This window comes from Tritonibacter litoralis (assembly GCF_009496005.1).
Lineage (GTDB): Bacteria > Pseudomonadota > Alphaproteobacteria > Rhodobacterales > Rhodobacteraceae > Epibacterium > Epibacterium litoralis.
The window spans coordinates 495,838-515,456 of the sequence record NZ_WIBF01000001.1 but is presented as its reverse complement, the minus strand read 5'-3'; the positions used below and the strand labels follow the sequence as shown (position 1 = coordinate 515,456).

17 protein-coding genes and 1 other RNA gene are annotated in these 19,619 nt (G+C 57.3%); 10 read left to right on the top strand and 8 right to left on the bottom strand.

Going from position 1 to position 19,619, the window contains the following annotated elements:
* From GFB49_RS02460 to GFB49_RS02450, 3 genes are all read left to right on the top strand, one after another.
* The gene (locus GFB49_RS02460) at positions 1-1,338 is read left to right on the top strand and encodes a sigma-54-dependent transcriptional regulator (RefSeq protein ID WP_153214200.1); all 1,338 of its coding nucleotides are present in this window, start codon (positions 1-3) and stop codon (positions 1,336-1,338) included.
* 41 nt (positions 1,339-1,379) lie between these two features.
* Positions 1,380-2,063, top strand: coding sequence for an HAD family hydrolase (locus GFB49_RS02455; protein ID WP_153214199.1), 684 nt, complete (start codon positions 1,380-1,382; stop codon positions 2,061-2,063).
* 585 nt (positions 2,064-2,648) lie between these two features.
* Positions 2,649-5,738: an Rne/Rng family ribonuclease gene (locus tag GFB49_RS02450; protein WP_153214198.1), complete on the top strand. Its 3,090-nt coding sequence runs from the start codon at positions 2,649-2,651 to the stop codon at positions 5,736-5,738.
* 47 nt (positions 5,739-5,785) lie between these two features.
* Here GFB49_RS02450 and GFB49_RS02445 read toward each other — a convergent pair whose 3' ends face one another.
* A complete protein-coding gene (locus GFB49_RS02445; protein WP_153214197.1) occupies positions 5,786-6,022 on the bottom strand; it encodes a sulfurtransferase TusA family protein in 237 nt (78 codons plus the stop codon).
* Positions 6,023-6,115: 93 nt separating this feature from the next.
* Between GFB49_RS02445 and GFB49_RS02440 the strand changes: the two genes are divergently transcribed.
* From GFB49_RS02440 to GFB49_RS02430, 3 genes are all read left to right on the top strand, one after another.
* A complete protein-coding gene (locus tag GFB49_RS02440) occupies positions 6,116-6,868 on the top strand; it encodes a cytochrome c biogenesis CcdA family protein (RefSeq protein ID WP_153214196.1) in 753 nt (250 codons plus the stop codon).
* Positions 6,869-6,976: 108 nt separating this feature from the next.
* A complete protein-coding gene (locus tag GFB49_RS02435) occupies positions 6,977-8,236 on the top strand; it encodes a hypothetical protein (protein WP_343032443.1) in 1,260 nt (419 codons plus the stop codon).
* Positions 8,233-9,627 (top strand): cytochrome P450, encoded by a 1,395-nt coding sequence (locus tag GFB49_RS02430; RefSeq protein ID WP_153214195.1) that lies wholly within the window; start codon positions 8,233-8,235, stop codon positions 9,625-9,627. Before GFB49_RS02435 ends, GFB49_RS02430 begins: the two co-directional genes overlap by 4 nt.
* On the opposite strand, the gene GFB49_RS02425 is transcribed toward GFB49_RS02430, so the two are convergent.
* From GFB49_RS02425 to fumC, 4 genes are all read right to left on the bottom strand, one after another.
* Positions 9,569-9,805, bottom strand: a complete 237-nt coding sequence (locus tag GFB49_RS02425; RefSeq protein WP_153214194.1) for a ribbon-helix-helix domain-containing protein — start codon at positions 9,803-9,805, stop codon at positions 9,569-9,571. The genes GFB49_RS02430 and GFB49_RS02425 overlap by 59 nt on opposite strands.
* Positions 9,805-9,981, bottom strand: coding sequence for a DUF4169 family protein (locus GFB49_RS02420; protein ID WP_153214193.1), 177 nt, complete (start codon positions 9,979-9,981; stop codon positions 9,805-9,807). Before GFB49_RS02420 ends, GFB49_RS02425 begins: the two co-directional genes overlap by 1 nt.
* A 37-nt stretch (positions 9,982-10,018) precedes the next feature.
* On the bottom strand, positions 10,019-10,615 hold the full coding sequence (locus GFB49_RS02415) for a protein-methionine-sulfoxide reductase heme-binding subunit MsrQ (RefSeq protein WP_153214192.1): 597 nt from the start codon (positions 10,613-10,615) through the stop codon (positions 10,019-10,021).
* Between the two features lie 116 nt (positions 10,616-10,731).
* Positions 10,732-12,126, bottom strand: a complete 1,395-nt coding sequence (gene fumC, locus GFB49_RS02410) for a class II fumarate hydratase (RefSeq protein WP_153214191.1) — start codon at positions 12,124-12,126, stop codon at positions 10,732-10,734.
* 211 nt (positions 12,127-12,337) lie between these two features.
* Between fumC and GFB49_RS02405 the strand changes: the two genes are divergently transcribed.
* Positions 12,338-12,961, top strand: coding sequence for a hypothetical protein (locus tag GFB49_RS02405; RefSeq protein WP_246149573.1), 624 nt, complete (start codon positions 12,338-12,340; stop codon positions 12,959-12,961).
* Positions 12,962-13,047: 86 nt separating this feature from the next.
* Here the strand turns inward: GFB49_RS02405 and GFB49_RS02400 are convergent, their stop codons facing one another.
* The 3 genes from GFB49_RS02400 to ssrA form a co-directional block, all read right to left on the bottom strand.
* Entirely contained in the window at positions 13,048-13,530 is a 483-nt protein-coding gene (locus tag GFB49_RS02400) for an SspB family protein (RefSeq protein WP_153214190.1), read from the bottom strand.
* Positions 13,531-13,614: 84 nt separating this feature from the next.
* Positions 13,615-14,910 carry a chromate efflux transporter gene (gene chrA, locus GFB49_RS02395; protein WP_153214189.1) on the bottom strand — a complete coding sequence of 432 codons (1,296 nt, stop codon included), beginning with the start codon at positions 14,908-14,910 and terminating at the stop codon, positions 13,615-13,617.
* 241 nt (positions 14,911-15,151) lie between these two features.
* Positions 15,152-15,526, bottom strand: a transfer-messenger RNA (tmRNA) gene (gene ssrA, locus GFB49_RS02390).
* A 140-nt stretch (positions 15,527-15,666) separates the two neighbouring features.
* Between ssrA and GFB49_RS02385 the strand changes: the two genes are divergently transcribed.
* From GFB49_RS02385 to GFB49_RS02375, 3 genes are all read left to right on the top strand, one after another.
* Positions 15,667-16,893: an aminotransferase class V-fold PLP-dependent enzyme gene (locus GFB49_RS02385; protein WP_153214188.1), complete on the top strand. Its 1,227-nt coding sequence runs from the start codon at positions 15,667-15,669 to the stop codon at positions 16,891-16,893.
* Between the two features lie 18 nt (positions 16,894-16,911).
* Positions 16,912-18,330, top strand: a complete 1,419-nt coding sequence (locus tag GFB49_RS02380; protein ID WP_153214187.1) for a cryptochrome/photolyase family protein — start codon at positions 16,912-16,914, stop codon at positions 18,328-18,330.
* 80 nt (positions 18,331-18,410) lie between these two features.
* Positions 18,411-19,619, top strand: a complete 1,209-nt coding sequence (locus tag GFB49_RS02375; protein ID WP_153214186.1) for an SAM-dependent methyltransferase — start codon at positions 18,411-18,413, stop codon at positions 19,617-19,619.

The following is a 19,619-nucleotide window of genomic DNA, read 5'->3' as shown; positions in this document are numbered from 1 at the left end:
ATGGCACAGGCCATGAAGATTGCGATTGTCGATGATGAAAAGGACATGCGCCAGTCAATCAGCCAATGGCTGGCCCTGTCTGGCTATGACACCGAGACCTTTGCCAGCGCTGAAGATGCGCTCAAGGAATTGGGCCCCGACTATCCGGGTATTGTCATCAGCGACATCAAGATGCCCGGCATGGACGGTATGCAGTTTCTGAAGAAACTGATGGGCAATGACAGCGCGCTGCCGGTGATTATGATCACTGGCCACGGTGATGTGCCAATGGCGGTTGAGGCGATGCGCGTTGGTGCGTTTGATTTCCTGGAAAAACCCTTTAACCCGGATCGCATGTCGGAACTGGCCAAAAAAGCCAGCAACGCCCGCCGCCTGACGCTGGACAACCGCGCACTGCGGCGCGAACTGTCTGATGGCGGCCAGATTATGAAAAAGTTGATCGGCTCCAGCCCGGTGATGGAACGGCTGCGTGAAGACATTCTGGATCTTGGGCAGGCTGATGGTCATGTGCTGATTGACGGGGAGACCGGCACCGGCAAGACCTTGGTTGCCCATGCGCTGCATGCGGTTGGGAGCCGCGCCGGGAAGAAGTTCGTTCTGATCTCTTGCGCCGCCTTTGAAGAGGACGCGTTGGCCAAACGGCTGTTTGGCCCGATGCTGCCCGAAGACAGCATGTTGCCCGCGATGGAAGAAGCGCGCGGTGGTACGTTGGTTCTGGAAGACATCGATGCGCTGAGCGAGGCCTTGCAGGCCAAGCTGTTGAATGTGATCAACGAACAGGGCATTCCGGGGGAGACGCGGATTGTCGGCATTTCCAACCTTCAGGAAGCCGGCAAGACCTGCGAGGATATCCTGCGCCCGGATCTGTTTTATCGTCTGGCCGCACTGCGGATCACGGTTCCGCCTTTGCGTCAGCGTGGAGAAGATATCCTGACACTGTTCACCCGTCTGAGCGAACAGTTTGCCGAGGAATATGGCTGCGACACACCGCAGGTCACCGCGCAGGAGGCAGCGCAGCTTTTGCAGGCGCCTTGGCCTGGAAATGTGCGTCAGCTGATCAATATCGCGGAACGCGCCGTTTTGCAGTCGCGCCGGGGCTCAGGCACCATTGCGTCCTTGTTGATGTCCGATCACGAAGAGATGCAGCCAGTGATGACCACCGAAGGCAAGCCGCTTAAGGAATATGTTGAAGCTTTTGAACGGATGCTGATTGACAACACCATGCGCCGTCACAAGGGCTCGATCTCAAGCGTGATGGAAGAGCTGTGCTTGCCGCGCCGGACCCTGAACGAGAAAATGGCCAAATATGGTCTTCAGCGGGCGGACTATCTGGGTTAAGCACAAGCTATTGGAGCCTTTTAATTTGCCGGGAGCAGCGCATGCCTGCTGCATTTCTATTTGATATGGATGGGCTGTTGCTCGATACCGAGCGGGTCTATCTCAATGCATTTGAGGAATGCGGCACCGCGTTTGGCCTCAAAGAGGGGCAGGCCCATACGCTCTATTTGAGCCTGGTGGGTCATTCGGGGGCTGAAAGCGGGCGACGCATGGCCGCTGTCCTTGAACCTGATATCAGCGTTTCGGCCTTTGAAACGCGGGTGGTTGAGCTGATCGAGGCTAAGCTGGCCCAAGGGATGCCCGTGCGCCCAACCGTTCGGGACACACTGGCTCGGCTGCGCGAAAAAGGTGCGGAAATGGCGGTGGTAACCTCGACCAAAGGGGATAGTGCGCGCAGCCATCTCGAACAGGCGGGTTTGCTGGATCACTTTCAGTTTGTGCTTGGGGGGGACGAAGTCTCAGCCAACAAACCTGACCCTGCGCCGTATCGCGAGGCGGCTGCGCGCTTTGGGTTTGATCCAAAACACTGCGCGGCCTTTGAAGACAGCGACCCCGGTGTCACAGCTGCGGCCAAGGCGGGCTGCCTGGCGGTTCAGGTTCCGGATCTGCGCCCAAGTGACCGCCCGTTTGCCGAGGTGGGGCAGATGTTTGCAGAAACCCTCCACCATGCGGTGTCCCTGGCCGAAGACGAAATGGCGCGCCTGCGCGCGTCTCTGTCGGTTTAGCCTTCGCAATTGGGCGCAATCGCTCACCCATCTGGTGGTCGATTTCGGTGGTCTTGGTTCGCGATCCGGCAGCGCGGCGCAAGATTAGGCCAGATAAACATCAACAAATTAGTGTTTTCTTTAAATTTATATGGAATGCGTGGGTTTCGCAGGGTCCTGTGACGAATGTCCATTGTCATTACCTATCCACAGGTCTTATGTTGGAAAAATGGGGCTGAGCTTACTGAGAGCTCCCCCTGAGATGAGATTCGCTGCTTTTGGCTTTTGTCCGGCCACAGCCGAGAAAGCAAAAGCAGAGTGATAAGCTTCGCAATGTGCGAAGCGGTAAAGCACCTGGAGCCAACATGTTGGCCCAGGCAATGAATGGCAGGGCCCAGATGTTTGGAGCACCTGTCGGAGAAGAAACGCGATGACGCGCGCGCGAGCGAAGAGCATAGAGGCAGTACCGCTGGGGACCGAAACGGCCCAGGCTGCGCTTTATACTGCGCCGCAGACGATCGCCCAGACCAGACGCCCCCCCGACCATTTGCACCCCGTTGATCAGAGACGGGACCGCGTTGCGCGCGGGCGGCGCATCAAGGACCTATGGCTAAGAAGATGCTTATCGATGCCACCCACGCGGAAGAAACCCGCGTCGTGGTGGTGGACGGAAACAAGGTTGAGGAATTCGACTTTGAATCTGAAAACAAACGCCAGCTTGCTGGCAACATTTACCTTGCAAAAGTAACTCGGGTTGAACCGTCGCTTCAGGCGGCCTTTGTGGACTATGGCGGAAACCGCCACGGGTTCCTTGCGTTCTCGGAAATCCATCCGGACTACTATCAGATCCCGGTCGCCGACCGTGAAGCGCTGATGGAAGAAGAACGCGCCTATGCCGAGGCGCAGCGTCAGCAGGACGAGGAAGAGGAAAGCAAACCCTCCAAGTCGCGCCGTCGTCGTAGCAGCAAATCAAAGGCACAGAAAACCACGTCCCCTGATGTGGTCGAAACCAAAGACGTCACGGAAGAGCTGGAAAAGCCCGCGACCGAGATCTCTGGTATGGAAACCATCGATCTGTCCGAGGACACAGATGCCCCGGTTGAGTCGATGGCTGAGGTGCCCGAAGGCAGCTCTCCGATGGAGACTGTGGCTGAGACCCCTGTGGAAGAGCCAACCGAAGATGAGGCGCTCGCAGACGTCGAGGCAGTAGACGCAATCGATGCGGACACTGTTGAGGCCCCTGCAGAAGTAGAGGCCCCTGCGGAAGCCGAAGAAAAAGCAGAAGCAGAGGAAGCGGTTGCACCAGTTGCTGATGCAGAACCGGATGCACCTGCGGCTGACACTGAAAGCGAAGAGACAGTTGCGGCTGAAGAGCCCGCCGCTCAGCCGACTGAGGCTGCATCCGAGGATGCGACAGAGGCATCAGAAACCGTTGAGGGCGAAGAAGACGCGCCCGAAGCTGAAGAGCAATCTGACGACGACGCAAAGTCGGAACAGCAAGCTTCGGCCAAGGATGACAGCATCGAGTCCGTTGCGGATGAAGATGACAGTGAAGACATCCGTCCGCCGCGTAAACCGCGCCCGCGTCGCTATAAAATTCAGGAAGTGATCAAGGTCCGCCAGGTCCTTTTGGTTCAAGTTGTAAAAGAAGAGCGCGGCAACAAAGGTGCGGCGCTGACGACCTATCTGTCATTGGCAGGCCGGTACTGCGTTTTGATGCCAAATACCGCACGGGGTGGTGGCATCTCGCGCAAGATTACAAATGCTGCCGACCGTAAAAAGCTGAAAGAGATCGCCGCCGAGATGGACGTGCCCTCGGGGGCGGGTCTGATCATTCGCACCGCCGGGGCCAAACGGACCAAGGCGGAGGTGAAGCGCGATTATGAATACCTGCAGCGCATGTGGGAGCAGATCCGCGAGCTGACGCTGAAATCGATTGCGCCCGCGAAGATCTATGAAGAAGGCGATCTGATCAAACGCTCGATCCGCGATCTTTATAACCGCGAGATCGACGAAGTTCTGGTGGAAGGTGAGCGTGGCTATCGCATCGCCAAGGACTTCATGAAGATGATCATGCCGTCCCACGCCAAGAACGTGAAGAACTATCAGGAAACCCTGCCGCTCTTCGCCCGTTATCAGGTCGAAAGCTATCTGGGCGGTATGTTTAACCCGGTGGTTCAGCTAAAATCCGGTGGCTACATCGTGATCGGCGTGACCGAGGCGCTGGTGGCGATCGACGTGAACTCTGGCCGTGCGACCAAGGAATCCTCGATCGAGGAAACCGCGCTCAAGACCAACCTGGAAGCTGCCGAAGAAGTGGCACGCCAGCTGCGTCTGCGCGACCTTGCCGGTCTGATCGTCATCGATTTCATCGATATGGACGAGCGCAAGAACAACTCTGCCGTTGAAAAACGGATGAAGGACAAGCTAAAGACCGACCGCGCACGCATCCAGGTGGGCCGGATCTCGGGCTTTGGTCTGATGGAAATGTCCCGTCAGCGCCTGCGTCCCGGTATGATCGAGGCGACAACGCAGCCTTGTCCGCATTGTCATGGAACCGGTTTGATCCGTTCCGACGACAGTCTGGCCCTGTCGATCCTTCGCCAGATCGAAGAAGAAGGCACCCGTGGCCGTTCCCGTGAAGTTCTGGTGAAATGTCCGGTGGATATTGCCAACTTCCTGATGAACAACAAACGCGAACATATCGCGCAGATCGAAGCGCGCTATGGTCTGTCGGTGCGTATCGAAGGTGACCCTCATCTGGTGAGCCCGGATTTCTCGATCGAGAAGTTGAAAACCGCGACCCGGTTTGTTCCTGCAGTGGACGCGCCGGTTGTCTCGGTCGACACCAAGATCATGGACGAGGTCGACGCCGAAGAAGACAGCGACGTGACCGAGGCCGAGGTAAGCGAGACTGCGGAGGAAGGGGAGGAGACCAAACCCAAGCGCCGCCGTCGCCGTCGTCGTCGCCGGAAGTCCTCCAGCTCGGAACAGGGTGATGGCGATAGCAATTCATCCGACGCAGATGATGATGACAACGAAGAGCAATCTGAAGACGAGGCAAACAGCGCGTCAGAAGATGAGGCCGCTGAGGATACGCCAAAGGAAGAGAAGAAGTCTTCGCGCAGCCGTCGCAGCCGCTCTCGTCGTCGTAAGAAAGACGTAACGGAAGAGAACGCGACAGAAACCGAAGGCGAAGCAGTTGCCGCAGAGGCTTCGGAAGGTGAAGCCGCTTCTGAAAACGCTGAGACAGAAACGGTTGCTGAGGCCACTGTTGAGACAGCTGAAGCTGAAGCGCAGGCGACAGATGGCGACGATCCTGTGGCGCAAGATGCCCCGAGCGAAGCGGCACAACCTGCTGCGTCGCAAACCGAAGCAGTGGCGGTTGAAGAAACGTCCGAGGTTGCTGCAGACGCACCAGAGGCCGCAGCAGAGCCTGAAGAGGTCTCCGCCGCAGTTGAAGAAAACGCCGCGGACCCAGTTGAGGCTGCGGAGCCGGACGTTGCGGAAGCTACCGAGGCGCAGCCCGAGCCAGCCGTGGCAGAGGAGCCGGAAGCCGTCGAAACGGAGCCTGTGACCGAGGCTGAGCCTGCCGCTGATGAAGCGCCGGTGCTGGAAGCGGTCGGTGAGCCGGTGGAACCTGCGGAACCCGCCGCGCCGCCCAAGCCGAAGAAACGCGGCTGGTGGTCCAAGTAACAAAAAAGGCGAGCCCCTGTGGCTCGCCTTTTTCTTTTTAGTGGGGACTATCCGCCCGCTTTTTTCAGCCGGTGGATTTGGTGGTTCTCGGCGTCTTCCACGCCCAGATACTCATGCCCGGCCTCGCTGCAGAAATGCGGAACGTCCACAATTGCTGCCGGATCATCCACCAACAGGGTCAGAACAGCCCCCGGATCCATGGACTTTAGCCGTTTGCGGGCTTTTAACACGGGCAGGGGACACAACAGTCCAATTGCGTCCAGAACTATGGTTTCGTCAGTCATAGGATGCAGTTAATCAGGATGTTTCAAACTGTCCACAAGGATGTGACGTCCTGTGCGGGTGACCTTTGGAAATTGCGAGGTTAAGTGTAGCGCATGTTTGGGATTGATATCATCGACGCAGGCCTTGTTCCTGCCATGCTGGTGGCGCTGTTTGGCGGCCTCATCAGCTTTTTGTCGCCCTGTGTGCTGCCGATTGTGCCGCCCTACTTGGCCTATATGAGCGGTGTCTCGATCAATGAGATGCAAGACACCACGTCTGCGCGACGCAAGGCGATCCTTGCGGCGCTCTTCTTTGTTTTGGGTCTGTCGACCGTTTTCATTCTGCTGGGCTTTACAGCGTCCGCCTTTGGGGCCTTTGTGCTGCAGAACCAACAGCTGTTTGCGCAGATCTCGGGCGTGGTTGTGATCATCTTTGGTCTGCACTTCCTCTCGGTCTTCCGGATCCCGCTGCTGGACCGCGAAGCGCGGATGGATGCGGGGCAGTCCGGTGGATCGGCCTTGGGCGCATATGTTCTGGGTCTTGCCTTTGCCTTTGGTTGGACGCCGTGCATCGGCCCGCAGCTGGGCGCGATCCTGTCCCTTGCCGCGTCTGAGGCTTCGGTCTCGCGGGGAACCGTGTTGTTGGGCGTCTATGCCTTGGGTCTTGGCGTGCCGTTTCTGCTGGCCGCGATTTTCCTCAATCGATCCATGGTTTTGATGAACAAATTGAAGCGCCACATGGGGCTGATTGAAAAGGTCATGGGCGGCTTGCTGCTGTTTGTTGGCTTTATGCTGGTGACTGGCCTGTTTGCCACCTTCAGCTGGTGGTTGCTGGAAACATTCCCGGCTTTGGCGGTTCTGGGATAAAACTGATTTTTGCGAGAACGCATGTGCAAGGCCCCCGCGTGGGGCCTTACTCTTGCCTGATTGGCAGATTACAGTGGCTGGGATCGATCAGGAACCAGCGAGCAGAGCGTGACCGAACCAAAGGCTGCGGATCCATCCAAGGGTAGGGTGCAAAGGCGGCGGGTGTTTTACATCCCCGGCTATGATCCGATTCATCCCCGCCGCTATCGTGAGCTCTATCGCAAAGAGGGCGCGGCCCAGGCCGAGATCTCGGGCTATGCGTTGACCTTGTCGCCTGCCACGGTTCAGGGTGCCTTTGGCTGGCGTGTTGATGCAGAGATTGCGGATCAGACGGTTGAGACCGATTTTGAGGTCATGGTCTGGTCAGACATTGTGCGCGACAGCATGGATGCAAGCATTGTTGGCACCTATCTGCAGCTGATCCAGACCGCCTGGATCTACATTGCGTCGGGTACGCTCAACCGGTTGATGTTGCTGCGCAAAGGACCTGTGATTGCAGCCCTTTATCCGGTTTTGATGCTGTTGATCCAGGCGCTTTTGGCGCTGGGGTTGGCGGTATTGGTGCACAAGGGGTTTGTGGCGATTTGGGAACAGATCACAGTGCCTGGGTTTATTGCCGATATGGTCGGCTGGGTGGCTGGCGGTTTTGTCGGAGCGCGGCTGCTACATTGGTTTAAACGTTTGGACAACAAGCTGTTTGCCTATTACCTGATGCATGACTACGCCTATTCCGCCGCATCGCGTGGGGAAAACTCCCCCGAGCTTGAAGCGCGTATGGCTGAGTTTGCCGCGCGTATCCGTGCGGCACTGGACGAGACTGATGTGGACGAGGTGCTGGTGGTTGGCCATTCTTCCGGGGCGCATGTGGGGGTCAGTGTTCTGGCCGATTTGCTGCGCCAAGGGATGCCAGATGGCGGTCCCACGTTGTCGTTTCTGACATTGGGGCAGGTGGTGCCGATGGTATCGTTTTTGCCCAAAGCGGCGCGGTTGCGCCGGGATCTTCAATTTTTGTCGCTTCAGGATCACGTGGCCTGGGTGGATGTCACCGCACCGGGAGATGGCTGCGCCTTTGCGTTGTGCGATCCGGTTGCTGTCAGCGGGGTTGCAACGCCACAGAAACGCTGGCCCTTGGTGGTGTCTGCGGCCTTTACCCAGACCCTCAGCCCCAAGCGATGGGCCGAACTGCGCTGGCGGTTCTTTCGGCTGCATTTTCAGTATCTCTGCGCCTTTGATCGCCCCGGAGACTATGATTATTTTCAGATCACAGCCGGGCCACAGACCCTGCGCACCCGGTATCATGCCCGCAAGGCATCGCCAGCACGTATCGATGTTGAAGTCTCAAAATACACATCCATGGCTCTGGAATGACCACAGACCCTCAGCTTCCGCCAAAACCTCCGGCCCGTGCGGATCGGGTGTCGCTGTGGCGCTATGCTCGGCTGTTTCGCGATGACATTTTGTCTGCGCAACCGGCGCGGCTCTATCGGGCGTGGATGGCCGAATTTCGCACGCCCTTCTTTCGGTCCTACCTGATGAACCAGCCGGAGCTGGTGGATACGGTGCTGCGGCAGCGGCCCGATGATTTCCCCAAGTCAGATCGCATCGCCGAAGGTTTGCGCCCTTTGTTGGGGCAATCGGTTTTTGTGACCAATGGTGAGATGTGGAAGCGACAGCGCAGGATCATTGACCCAGCCTTTGAAGGTGGGCGGCTGAAAGAGACCTTTGCCGCGATGTTTGCCGCTGGTGAGGCCGGGGTGCGGCGGCTGCGCGGGCAGGGGCCAGTGGTGGAAATCGAAGAGGTCACCTCGCACCTCGCAGCGGATGTGATTTTCCGCACCTTGTTTTCCATCCCGATCGAACATGAAACCGCCGCGGCCGTGTTCCACAGGTTTCGGGACTATCAACGCAGCCAGCCGCTTTTGAATATCGCAGCTTTTGTGCCCTTGCCGCGTTGGATGCCGCGGTTTTTTCGAAGGGGCACCAAAGCCAATGCGGCTGAAATCCGGCGTTTGATTGCAGAACTGACCCATGCGCGCCAGGCTGAGATTGCGGCGGTCCGTGCGCCGGATGATCTGGCGACCAAGATCATGACAACGCGCGATCCTGAAACCGGCGATTTGTTTGACGCGGATGAAATGGTCGATCAGGTCGCGATCTTTTTCCTGGCAGGACACGAAACCAGCGCCTCGGCGCTCGCCTGGGCGCTCTATCTGATGGCGCTGTATCCAGAGTGGCAAGAGAAGCTGGCCGCAGAGGCGCAGGCGATCACGGGGCCGGATTTCAGCGTGGTATCGAAACTGCGCCTGTCCCGCGATGTGTTTCGGGAGACGCTGCGCCTTTATCCGCCGGTGCCGATGATGGTGCGGGAAAACGCCTGCCCGGAACGGTTCCGGGATCGCGATATCGCCACTGGATCGCAGATCGTCCTCAGCCCCTGGCATCTGCACCGCCATGAGCGGCTGTGGGACAATCCGGACGGGTTTGATCCAACGCGCTGGCAGACCGAGAACGGTAAAAAATGCCAACGGGAGGCTTACATGCCGTTTTCATCCGGGCCACGGGTCTGCACCGGTGCCGGGTTTGCAATGGTCGAAGGCGTGCTGCTTTTGTCGATGATCCTGCGGGAATTTCGCGTGGAATATGCGGGCAGTACCCCCCCGCGCCCCGTCGCGCATCTGACGGTGCGCTCCAAGGATGGGATCAGGCTGCGTTTGACGCCGCGCGGGCTTGCAGATGGCGTAGAACATATAGGCGAATAGCCGAAGCCAAGCCACAATCGGTTCCACGGGTTTCATCGATCTCTGCCGCCAGCTCATTCAGCGCGCGCCCTTCGAGACGGGCGATCTGGCGAAAGGCGTCCCAGAATTCATCCTCAAGCGAGACAGAGGTGCGATGGCCCCGCAATGTCAGCGAGTGTTTTTTGGGCCGCAGGCTCATCACTCGTCGGTCTTATGCGCATCCAGATCGCGGATGAATTTTTCCACCTTTGCGGTCTCGAGCGCTTTGTCAGATTTGCTGCGGCCGAATTTCACGGCGTTTTCATCGGCCTGCGCCTTTTTGTCGGCGCGGGCTTTGTCTTTGCGGAAGCGGTTCAGGTTCACAATCTCGGCCATGGCATAACCATAGCCGAGTGCTGCGGGAAATCCAGCCCTATGCCGCGCGCGGGCTGCGTGGACGCAGATACCAATACCAGATGCGATAGGATTCCAAGAGGATCAGCGGCGCAAAGTGGATGATGGCGGCTTGGGGGTGGCCCCAATTATGTAGGGCAGCCCAGTGGATCAGCGTCAGAACCGCAGCCGGGTAGGTCCAGCGCTGAAGCTGTTTCCAGCGCGGGCCCATGGTGCGGACAAAATAGTCCATCGAGGTCGCGGCGAGCGGAATAAAGATCACAAAGGCGACCCAACCAGTCCAGATATAGAGCCGCGGCAGTTCGGTCATCACCCGATCAAGCGATGACTTGTCGATCAGATAGAACACAGTGTGTGCAGCGGCATAGAAAAACGCAGCCACACCAAAATAGCGGCGGTTCTTTTTCAACCAGCGCGGGCCACGCCAGCCCTTGAAAATCAGCATCAGCGGGGTTGCCAGCATGGCAATGATCATGAACCGCGCGGCAAACTCACCGCTGGGGTGGACCAGAATGTGATAGATGCGGGGACTTGTCGAGGTCGCCAGATCATAGGCCATGCCAAAGGCGGGCAAGGCGAGGATGACCCATAAAATATAGGGCGAAAACCGTTGCATAAGGGAGGCTCCGTTCAAAAGTCTTTGGCGTTCAACGGATCAGCTTGTGATTTCCGTCGCAACAAAAAAAAACGCCCGGAAAAATCCGGGCGTTTCGTCGGTCATGTGACATAGGATCAGGCTTTGGGGCCGATCATCTGTTCCGGGCGCACCACTGCGTCAAAGGTTTCGGCGTCCACAAAGCCAAGCGCGATGGCTTCTTCTTTGAGGGTGGTGCCGTTCTTATGCGCGGTTTTGGCAACGGTGGTCGCGTTGTCATAGCCGATGGTTGGCGCCAGAGCGGTCACCAGCATCAGCGACTCTTTCATCAGCTTGTCGATACGCGGCTCGTTTGCCTTGATGCCGTTCAGCATACGTTCGGTAAAGCTGTCAGCCACATCGCCCAGCAGCTGCATGGACTGCAGCAGGTTATAGGACATCATCGGGTTGTAGACGTTGAGTTCAAAGTGACCTTGGCTGCCTGCGAATTTCATCGCTGCGTCATTCCCCATGACGTGGGCTGCAACCTGGGTCATGGCTTCGGCCTGTGTCGGGTTCACCTTGCCCGGCATGATCGAAGAGCCCGGCTCGTTTTCCGGCAGGATCAACTCGCCCAGACCGGAACGCGGGCCAGAGCCCAGGAAGCGGATGTCATTGGCGATCTTGTACATGGCACCGGCAACGGTTGCCAATGCGCCGGACATAAAGACCATGGCGTCATGGGCGGCCAGCGCTTCGAATTTGTTCGGCGCGGTGACAAAGGGCAGGCCGGTGATTTCAGCCATATTCGCCGCGACGGTTTCACCCCAGCCGGGAGCTGTGTTCAGACCGGTCCCCACGGCGGTGCCGCCTTGTGCCAGTTCATAAATGCCGGGCAGGGCTGCTTCGACGCGAGCGATGCCCTGGCGGATCTGATGGGCATAGCCGCCAAATTCCTGACCAAGCGTCAGCGGGGTCGCGTCCTGGGTGTGGGTGCGGCCGATCTTGATGATGTCTTTGAACTCTTCCGACTTGGCTTCCAGACCTTCGGCCAGTTTGGTCAGGCCGGGCAGCAGAACGTCGCGCACGGTCATCGCGGCGGCGATGTGCATGGCTGTCGGGAAGGTATCGTTTGAGGACTGACCCATGTTGCAGTGGTCATTCGGGTGAACCGGATCTTTGGAGCCGATCACGCCGCCGAGGATTTCAATCGCGCGGTTGGCGATCACCTCGTTGGAGTTCATGTTGGACTGGGTGCCGGACCCGGTCTGCCAGACAACCAGCGGGAAGTTGTCGTCAAACTTGCCTTCAAACACCTCACCGGCGGCCTGGATCACAGCATCTGCGATCTTGGCATCCATTTTGCCGCTGGCCTTGTTCGCCATGGCACAGGCTTTTTTGATCACACCCAGCGCGCGCACGATGGCAACGGGCTGTTTTTCCCAGCCAATGGGGAAATTCATGATCGAGCGCTGCGTCTGCGCGCCCCAATATTTCTCAACAGGAACTTCAAGCGGACCAAAGCTGTCTGTTTCGGTGCGGGTTTCGGACATGGTGTCTCTCTCCGTCTGGTAAACCGTCCCAGAGGCTTTAGCCTAAGGGGGGTAACGGTTCAATTGGCTTGGGTATGTTTGATGTCATGCTAACGCTCACAAATGCATCGAAACCTTTTCAAAACCGATTCCGGGACATACATAGCTTTACAACAGCAGTGCTTTGCCGCCTGTCGCGGTGGGGTAGATGTTCCGGACTGGGTGAATTGAAATGACACACGCGCTTCATCTTTACACCGCCGTCGGGCGCGTCCGCGCCTGCTGCAGCTTTGGTCTGCGCGGTATCGCGGTTTTGTTCTTGGCGCTGGTGACGCTGTTCACCCCCTTGGCAGCTGAGGCGCAGAAATACGGATCAAAGGCGGATCCCGAGCTTGTCCGGTTTTTTGGAATTTACTCCGGAACAGCTGAGGTGGAGCGGGAAAACGGCGAGACCGAGACCCGCAATATGCATGTAGAGATCCGCGCCGCGGGCGAAGGGTTCTGGGTCAAATGGACCACCCGCCGGACCAAAGCGTCAGGCAAAGTCTCTGACAAAAGCTATGACATTCTGTTTGAACCCGGTGGACGCGGCGATCTCTACTCTGCAGCGATGCGGCAGAATGTCTTTGGGCATGCAGTGCCGTTGGACCCGTTAAAAGGCGAACCCTATGTCTGGGCGCGCCTGAGCGACGACACGCTGACGGTGTTTTCGTTGTTTATCAATCCAAACGGAGATTACGAGATACAGCAATACGACCGGACGCTGGTCGACGGCGGTTTGGATCTGCATTTCTCGGCCCACCGAAATGGTTTCCCCCGGCTTGAGGCAAAAAGCTTCCTGGCGCGCCAGCCCTGAGTGCTGCGATACAGGGAAATCAAAAGACACGGCTTAATCAAAAAGGGGGCGCTTAGCCCCCAATTTTTATGTGGTTTTTGTGAGGGTTATTTGCGGAAGCTGTCCAGCGACACAACCTCAGCATCCTTGCTTTCACCGCTATCCTCCTCGGGTGTGTCTTCAGCCTCATCCTCGTCCGTGACTTCATAGAGGACGGGGCTTTCTTCCTCTTCATCCTCGGGGCTTTCAAACCGAAGACCAAATTCAACGGAAGGGTCAACAAAGGTGCGCACCGCGTCAAACGGGATGTATAGCGGTTCTGGGCTGTCGCCAAAGTTCAACGTAATCGAAAAACCCTCATCATCCACCACCAGGTTTTCGAACCAGTGCTGAACCACAACGGTCATTTCCCCGGGGTAGCGATCCTGCAGCCATTGCGCGATCTGCACATCGGGGTGATTGGTGTCAAACGTTATGAAAAAGTGATGGTTGCCGGGCAGGCCAATTTCGCCCACTTGTTCAAGAACGGTCTTGATCAAGCTCCGCATGGCGGCATGCATCAGATTTCCATAATCGATTTCGCCGGTCATAGAGTGTTCCCTTGCTCTTTTTCAGTCAGCATAGCCGAATTTTGTGGAAACTAAAGAGATTGCGCAGATGGCGTGCACATTATTTTACCCTGTCGTCTGGCTCAGAAAAGGCAGCTGTTGCGCGGCGATGGCCAGGGCAGCCATGACGGGAAGCAACAAGAAAAGGTTGCCGCGCAGGGCTTTGAAGGTCAGCGGTGCCAGGATCACAAGGGTCAATGACAGCAGATTGATGCGGGTCCATTCCGGAAAGTCAAAGCGGAACAGCCCGGTGTCGATGCGGTGGTGTTGATCAAACAAGATCGACAGGGCGAACCATAACGACAGGTTCAGGATGACGCCAACAACCGTGGCCGTGATTGCTTTTAACGCCGCATTCAGGCGCGGGATCGTGGTCAGTTGTTCCACATAAGGCGCAGCCGCAAAAATCCAGAGGAAGCAGGGGATAAAAGTTGCCCACAAGGCGATGGCTCCTGCTGCCAGCGCAGTTGCTGCGGTCCCGGCTGTCTGTCCCGCCAGCATGGCCACAAACTGTGTGACCAGGATCAGCGGCCCCGGTGTGGTTTCCGCAAGGCCAAGGGCATCGACCATCTGTCCAGAGCTGATCCACCCCTGATCCTGAACCACAGTCTGTGTCATATAAGACAAAACCGCATAGGCACCGCCAAAGGTCACCACCGCAAGCTTGGCAAAGAACCAGCCGATATCTGCCAGAAACGGTGCACCCAACGCGGACAAGGCAATCAGTGGTATCAGCCACAGCCCGGCCCACAGGGCGATCTGGCCCAAATGGCCTGAAATGGGTGTCCTGGACCGGGGGGGCGTCGTCGCAGGCGTTGTGCCGTTGATGGAAAAAAGCGCAGGCAGCGCTGCACCGATAGTGGCGGCCACCAGGATCACCGCTGGAAAGGGCAGGTCCAGAAAAAACAGCGCCACAAAACCAAACAGCGAGAACACCCCATCCAATGGTCGGTGCAATGCCTTTTGGCTGAGCCCCCAGAGCGCTTTGAACACGATGGTGATCACAGCGGCTTTGATCCCGATGAAACCCGCCGCAACAAGGGGTTGGTTGCCAAAGGTGACATAAAGCCAAAGCAGCAGGGCAATCACCACAGCACCGGGCAAGACAAACAAGGCCCCGGCCAGCACCCCGCCCCAGGTCCCGCGCAAACGCCATCCGGCATAGGTCGCCAACTGCATGGCCTCGGGCCCCGGCAGCAACATGCAAAAACTGAGCCCGCGCAGGAACTGATCTTCGCTGAGCCAAGGACGCTTCTCGACCAGCTCTTGATGCATCAACGCGATCTGCGCGGCGGGGCCACCAAACGACAAAAGGCCGATCCGGCCAAACACCCGGAGCAACTCCGAAAAATGAGGGGACATGTCTTGTGCTCCGTTCTTCAGCCGCGCGTGCTGGGCCCGTTGTGGCCTTCGTCAAACCCATCACGCGCCCAGCGATAGAGCGCATGCGAAACGATTTGCTCTTGGTGCCTTGTTACACTGCGGCTGAACACCCCAAGCCTACGTCTGCGACACAAGCTCGTTTATCAATGTGTCATTCTCGCAAAAAAGAAGCGACGTAGCAGAGATTTATGGTGTGGTTTACCGTGTTTCATTGGGGGAAAGTGCAGGTTTCTGTTGCCAGGTACCTGCGAACCCCGCCTTACGCGGCTAGGCGCAAGGGCTTAAAGTCGGTTCGACTCGAACTGCTTACGCAGCCAGAGCAACCGGAGCACGATTGTCGTTTGCAATTGTACTAGTTTCGCCGATAACGGTGGCAGACAGCCGAGACAAAGCTAACCCCTTTAGACGTCCGTCGATCCTATTTCGGCCCCAAGATCATGACAGCCTTCCCAAACGAAGAAAGTCGCCATTGTGATTTGGTGGAGCCGCCGGGTACCGCCCCCGGGTCCGATCCGTTTATTACGAGCGCGTTTATGTCCATAGTCCCCGAAGGAACGTATCAAATATAGGCTGAGAGCACGGGGAGTTAAAGAGGCAAAATTTTGAAAGCGTTAGGCAGATTACGGCGTCTGCATCGGCAAAGCGATTTTTTTCAAAAACGAGATTGTCACACCCCTTGCGCTAAGGTCGGGATTAATCAAGCTTGGAGCCAACCCAAAACAGGAGCATGCGGCCATGGCGGACCTTGACCTCAATTTTGTCAGATCGCAGTTTCCGGCATTTGCAGAACCAAGCCTGGCCGGGCAGGCGTTTTTTGAAAACGCAGGCGGGTCTTATACCTGCGCGCCGGTTATCAATCGGCTGACGCGGTTTTACCATCAGCGCAAGGTACAGCCCTATGGCCCCTATGAGGCGTCGCGGATTGCCGGGGATGAAATGGACGCTGCGCGGTCTGGATTGGCTGCTTGGCTTGGGGTGGAAGTGGACGAGCTGAGCTTTGGCCCGTCAACCACGCAAAACACCTATGTTCTGGCGCAGGCCTTTCGCCAGTTTCTGTCGCCCGGCGAAGCCATTGTGGTGACGGATCAAGACCACGAAGCCAACAGCGGCCCCTGGCGCAGGCTGGCGGAGGATGGGATCGACATACGCGAATGGAAAATGAACCCTGAAACGGGCGAGCTTAAGCTTGAGGCGCTGGAAGCGCTGTTGGACGAGGATGTGCGTCTGGTCTGCTTCCCACATTGCTCCAATGTTGTAGGGCAGGTGAACCCGGTCTCGGATATCACAGCCATCGCCCATGCGGCGGGCGCGTTTGTCTGCGTGGACGGGGTCTCTTATGCACCGCACGGGTTGCCCAATGTCGAAACACTTGGGCCCGATATCTATTTGTTTTCCGCCTATAAAACCTATGGACCGCATCAAGGGATCATGGTTGTGCGGCGTGCCCTGGCAGATCTGTTGCCGAACCAGGGGCATTTTTTCAACGGCGATGTCCGGTACAAGCGCTTTACCCCCGCCGGTCCGGATCACGCGCAGGTTGCTGCCTGTACAGGCATGGTCGAATATTTCGAAAGCCTGGCCGCTCACCACGGCGCTGGCGCTTTGGATCAGGGGCAGCGCGCTGGTTTGGTCCATGATCTGATGCGTGCGCATGAAGTGGCGTTGATGCGCCCCGTGCTGGATTGGATAAAAGCCAAGAACAATCTGCGTCTTTTGGGGCCGGTCGACCCCGTGGAGCGCGCGCCGACCTTGGCGCTGGCGTTAGAGGATCCGCCAACAGATATCGCGGCCGCCTTGGCAGATTGCGGCATTATGGCGGGTGCCAGCGATTTTTACGCAGTGCGTGCGCTTCGTGCACTGGGAATTGATCCAGATCGTGGAGTGTTGCGTATCTCCTTTACACATTACACGTCGCCCGACGAAATAAATCATCTTCTCAACGCGTTGGAGGATGTCCTGTAGGCGCAAAAGGAGATTGAATTGTCAGAAGACCAACCGATTATCTGGTGGATCCGGCGTGATCTACGGCTGTCTGACAATCCGGTACTACATCAGATCACCCGTGAGGGGCGCGCGGTCCTGCCGGTCTATATTTGTGATCCCGCCGAGGACGCGCTGGGAGCAGCGCCGCAGTTTCGTTTGGGCCTGGGGCTGGCCAAGCTGGCGCAATCCCTCAAAGCGCAAGGCCTGCGTCTGATTGTGAAACGCGGCGATGCGCGGTCGGTTCTAAGCGATCTCGCCAAGGAGACACAGGCCCATGGGGTCTATTGGTCGCGTCTTTATGATCCCGCGTCGATTGAGCGCGACACCGAGGTCAAGACAACCCTGCGTTCACAAGGTGTTACGGCGCGTTCCTTTGGTGGTCGCCTGCTGTTTGAGCCTTGGACGGTTCAAAAGAAATCAGGTGGCTTCTTTCAGGTCTACACGCCATTCTGGCGCGCCGTCTCTCCATTGCCAGTGCCGCCACCATTGTCTGCGCCAAGTGATCTCAGACAGCCGATGCGTTGGCCAAACAGTCTGAGGCTGGAGGATCTGGACTATGACCGGCGCATGCATCACGCGGCGGATGTGGTGGCCTCTCACTGCCGGGTGGGGGAGGAATTGGCCTTGGCACGGGCAGAGACTTTTGTGCAGGAAACCCTTGCGCAATATGATGTGCTGAGGGATGTGCCGGGACAGGATGCAACGTCAGGCCTGTCTGAAAACCTTGCCTGGGGGGAAATCAGCCCGCGCCAGATCTGGGCGATGTGTGACAAGGCGCCCCCGTCGCGGGCGGTTGAGACCTTTCGCAAAGAGCTGGTTTGGCGGGAGTTTTCCTACCATCTCATGTATCATACACCACATATCCTGACCCGAAACTGGCGGGAGGGCTGGGATGCCTTTCCCTGGACCCATGAGATCGGCCCAGAAGTGCTGGCTTGGCAGCGGGGGCAGACGGGCATCGATTTGGTCGATGCCGGAATGCGCGAGCTTTTGGTGACCGGAAAGATGCACAACCGGGTTCGCATGGTTTCCGCAAGCTACCTGTGTAAGCATTTGATGGCACACTGGAAAACCGGCATGGACTGGTTTGAAAACTGCCTTGTTGACTGGGATCCGGCGGCCAATGCGATGGGTTGGCAATGGGTGGCCGGTTGTGGACCTGATGCAGCGCCATTCTTTCGAATTTTTAACCCCGACGGTCAGCGTCAAAAATTCGACCCGGCTGGAACCTATTGCAACCGTTGGATCGCCGAGGGGCAATTGACGCCTGCGTCCCTTTCAATTGATTTTTTTAAAGCCTGTCCAAAAAGCTGGACGCTGTCGGCAAACGCGCTACGTCCCGATCCGGTTGTCAATTTGACCGAGGGGCGCAATCGGGCGCTTGCGGCATATCAGGCAATGAAACAAAGGGGCTAGGGAAAAAAGCGCAGAGAAAACTTGTCACAAATCTGTTTCTTTTCTAGCCTGAAAACATAATGATTACGACGGGGAAGCGAATGCCATTCACGACCACCGAAGGCCACAAGAACCTGCCACGTTATTTTTCGCAGGTCTTTCATGCGCTCTGCAAAATGGAAGCAGGGCAATTAGACATTTATCTACCGGACGGGCGGGTTTTTCGCGCCAAAGGGCATGCGCCCGGCCCGGCCGCTGACTTACACATCCACCATACCGACAGTTTTGCGCGTCTGATCCGCGAAGGCGATCTGGGGTTTTCGGACGCCTATCTGGAAGGCTGGTGGAGCACAAGCGACCTGCAAGCCTTTATGGATCTGGTTCATATGGGCGCGGACACCGTTTATGACGGGTTTCCGGGGCAATCCCTGGCCCGGGCCTATGAGCGGTTCCGGTTTTGGCTGCACCGCAATCACCGCAAACAAGCACGCAAGAACATCTCTTATCACTATGATTTGGGGAATGATTTCTACAGCCTGTGGCTCGACGACACCATGACCTATTCCAGTGCCAAGTTCGACACGGGCCAAGAAAGCCTGGAAGGGGCGCAAACTGCCAAATACGCGTCGATGGTGGATCAGATGGGGGTGAAACCCGGCGATCACGTGTTGGAAATCGGCTGTGGTTGGGGGGGATTTGCTGAATACGCAGCCAAAGAACGGGGATTAAAGGTCACAGGGCTGACGATCAGCGAAGAACAGTTGAAATTCGCACGCGAACGTATTGATCGGGCAGGGCTTTCTGGGCAGGTGGATCTGCGGATGCAGGACTATCGCGATTGCCAGGGTCGGTTTGACGGCATCGCATCCATCGAGATGTTCGAGGCTGTGGGGCAGAAATACTGGCCCACTTATTTCGACACCATCCGCAACCGGCTGAAACCCGAGGGGCGCGCGACCTTGCAGATTATCACGGTCGCTGACCGCCGCTGGGAGATTTATCAGCGCGGGATTGATTTCATTCAGAAACATATCTTTCCCGGCGGTATGCTGCCAAGCCCTGCCGTCTTGCGTCAGCAAGTGGAGAACGCAGGTCTCAAAGTGGAACAATCGGTTGAATTCGGCCCAAGCTATGATCAGACCTTGCGACGCTGGCACAGCACATTCAATGAGCGTTGGGACCAGATTCAGGGACTTGGGTTTGACGAGCGCTTCCGTAAAATGTGGAATTTCTACCTAACCTCTTGTGCGGCTGCGTTCAAAACCGGTACCTGTGATGTGACGCAGATCACAATTGCCCATCGTTCTTAG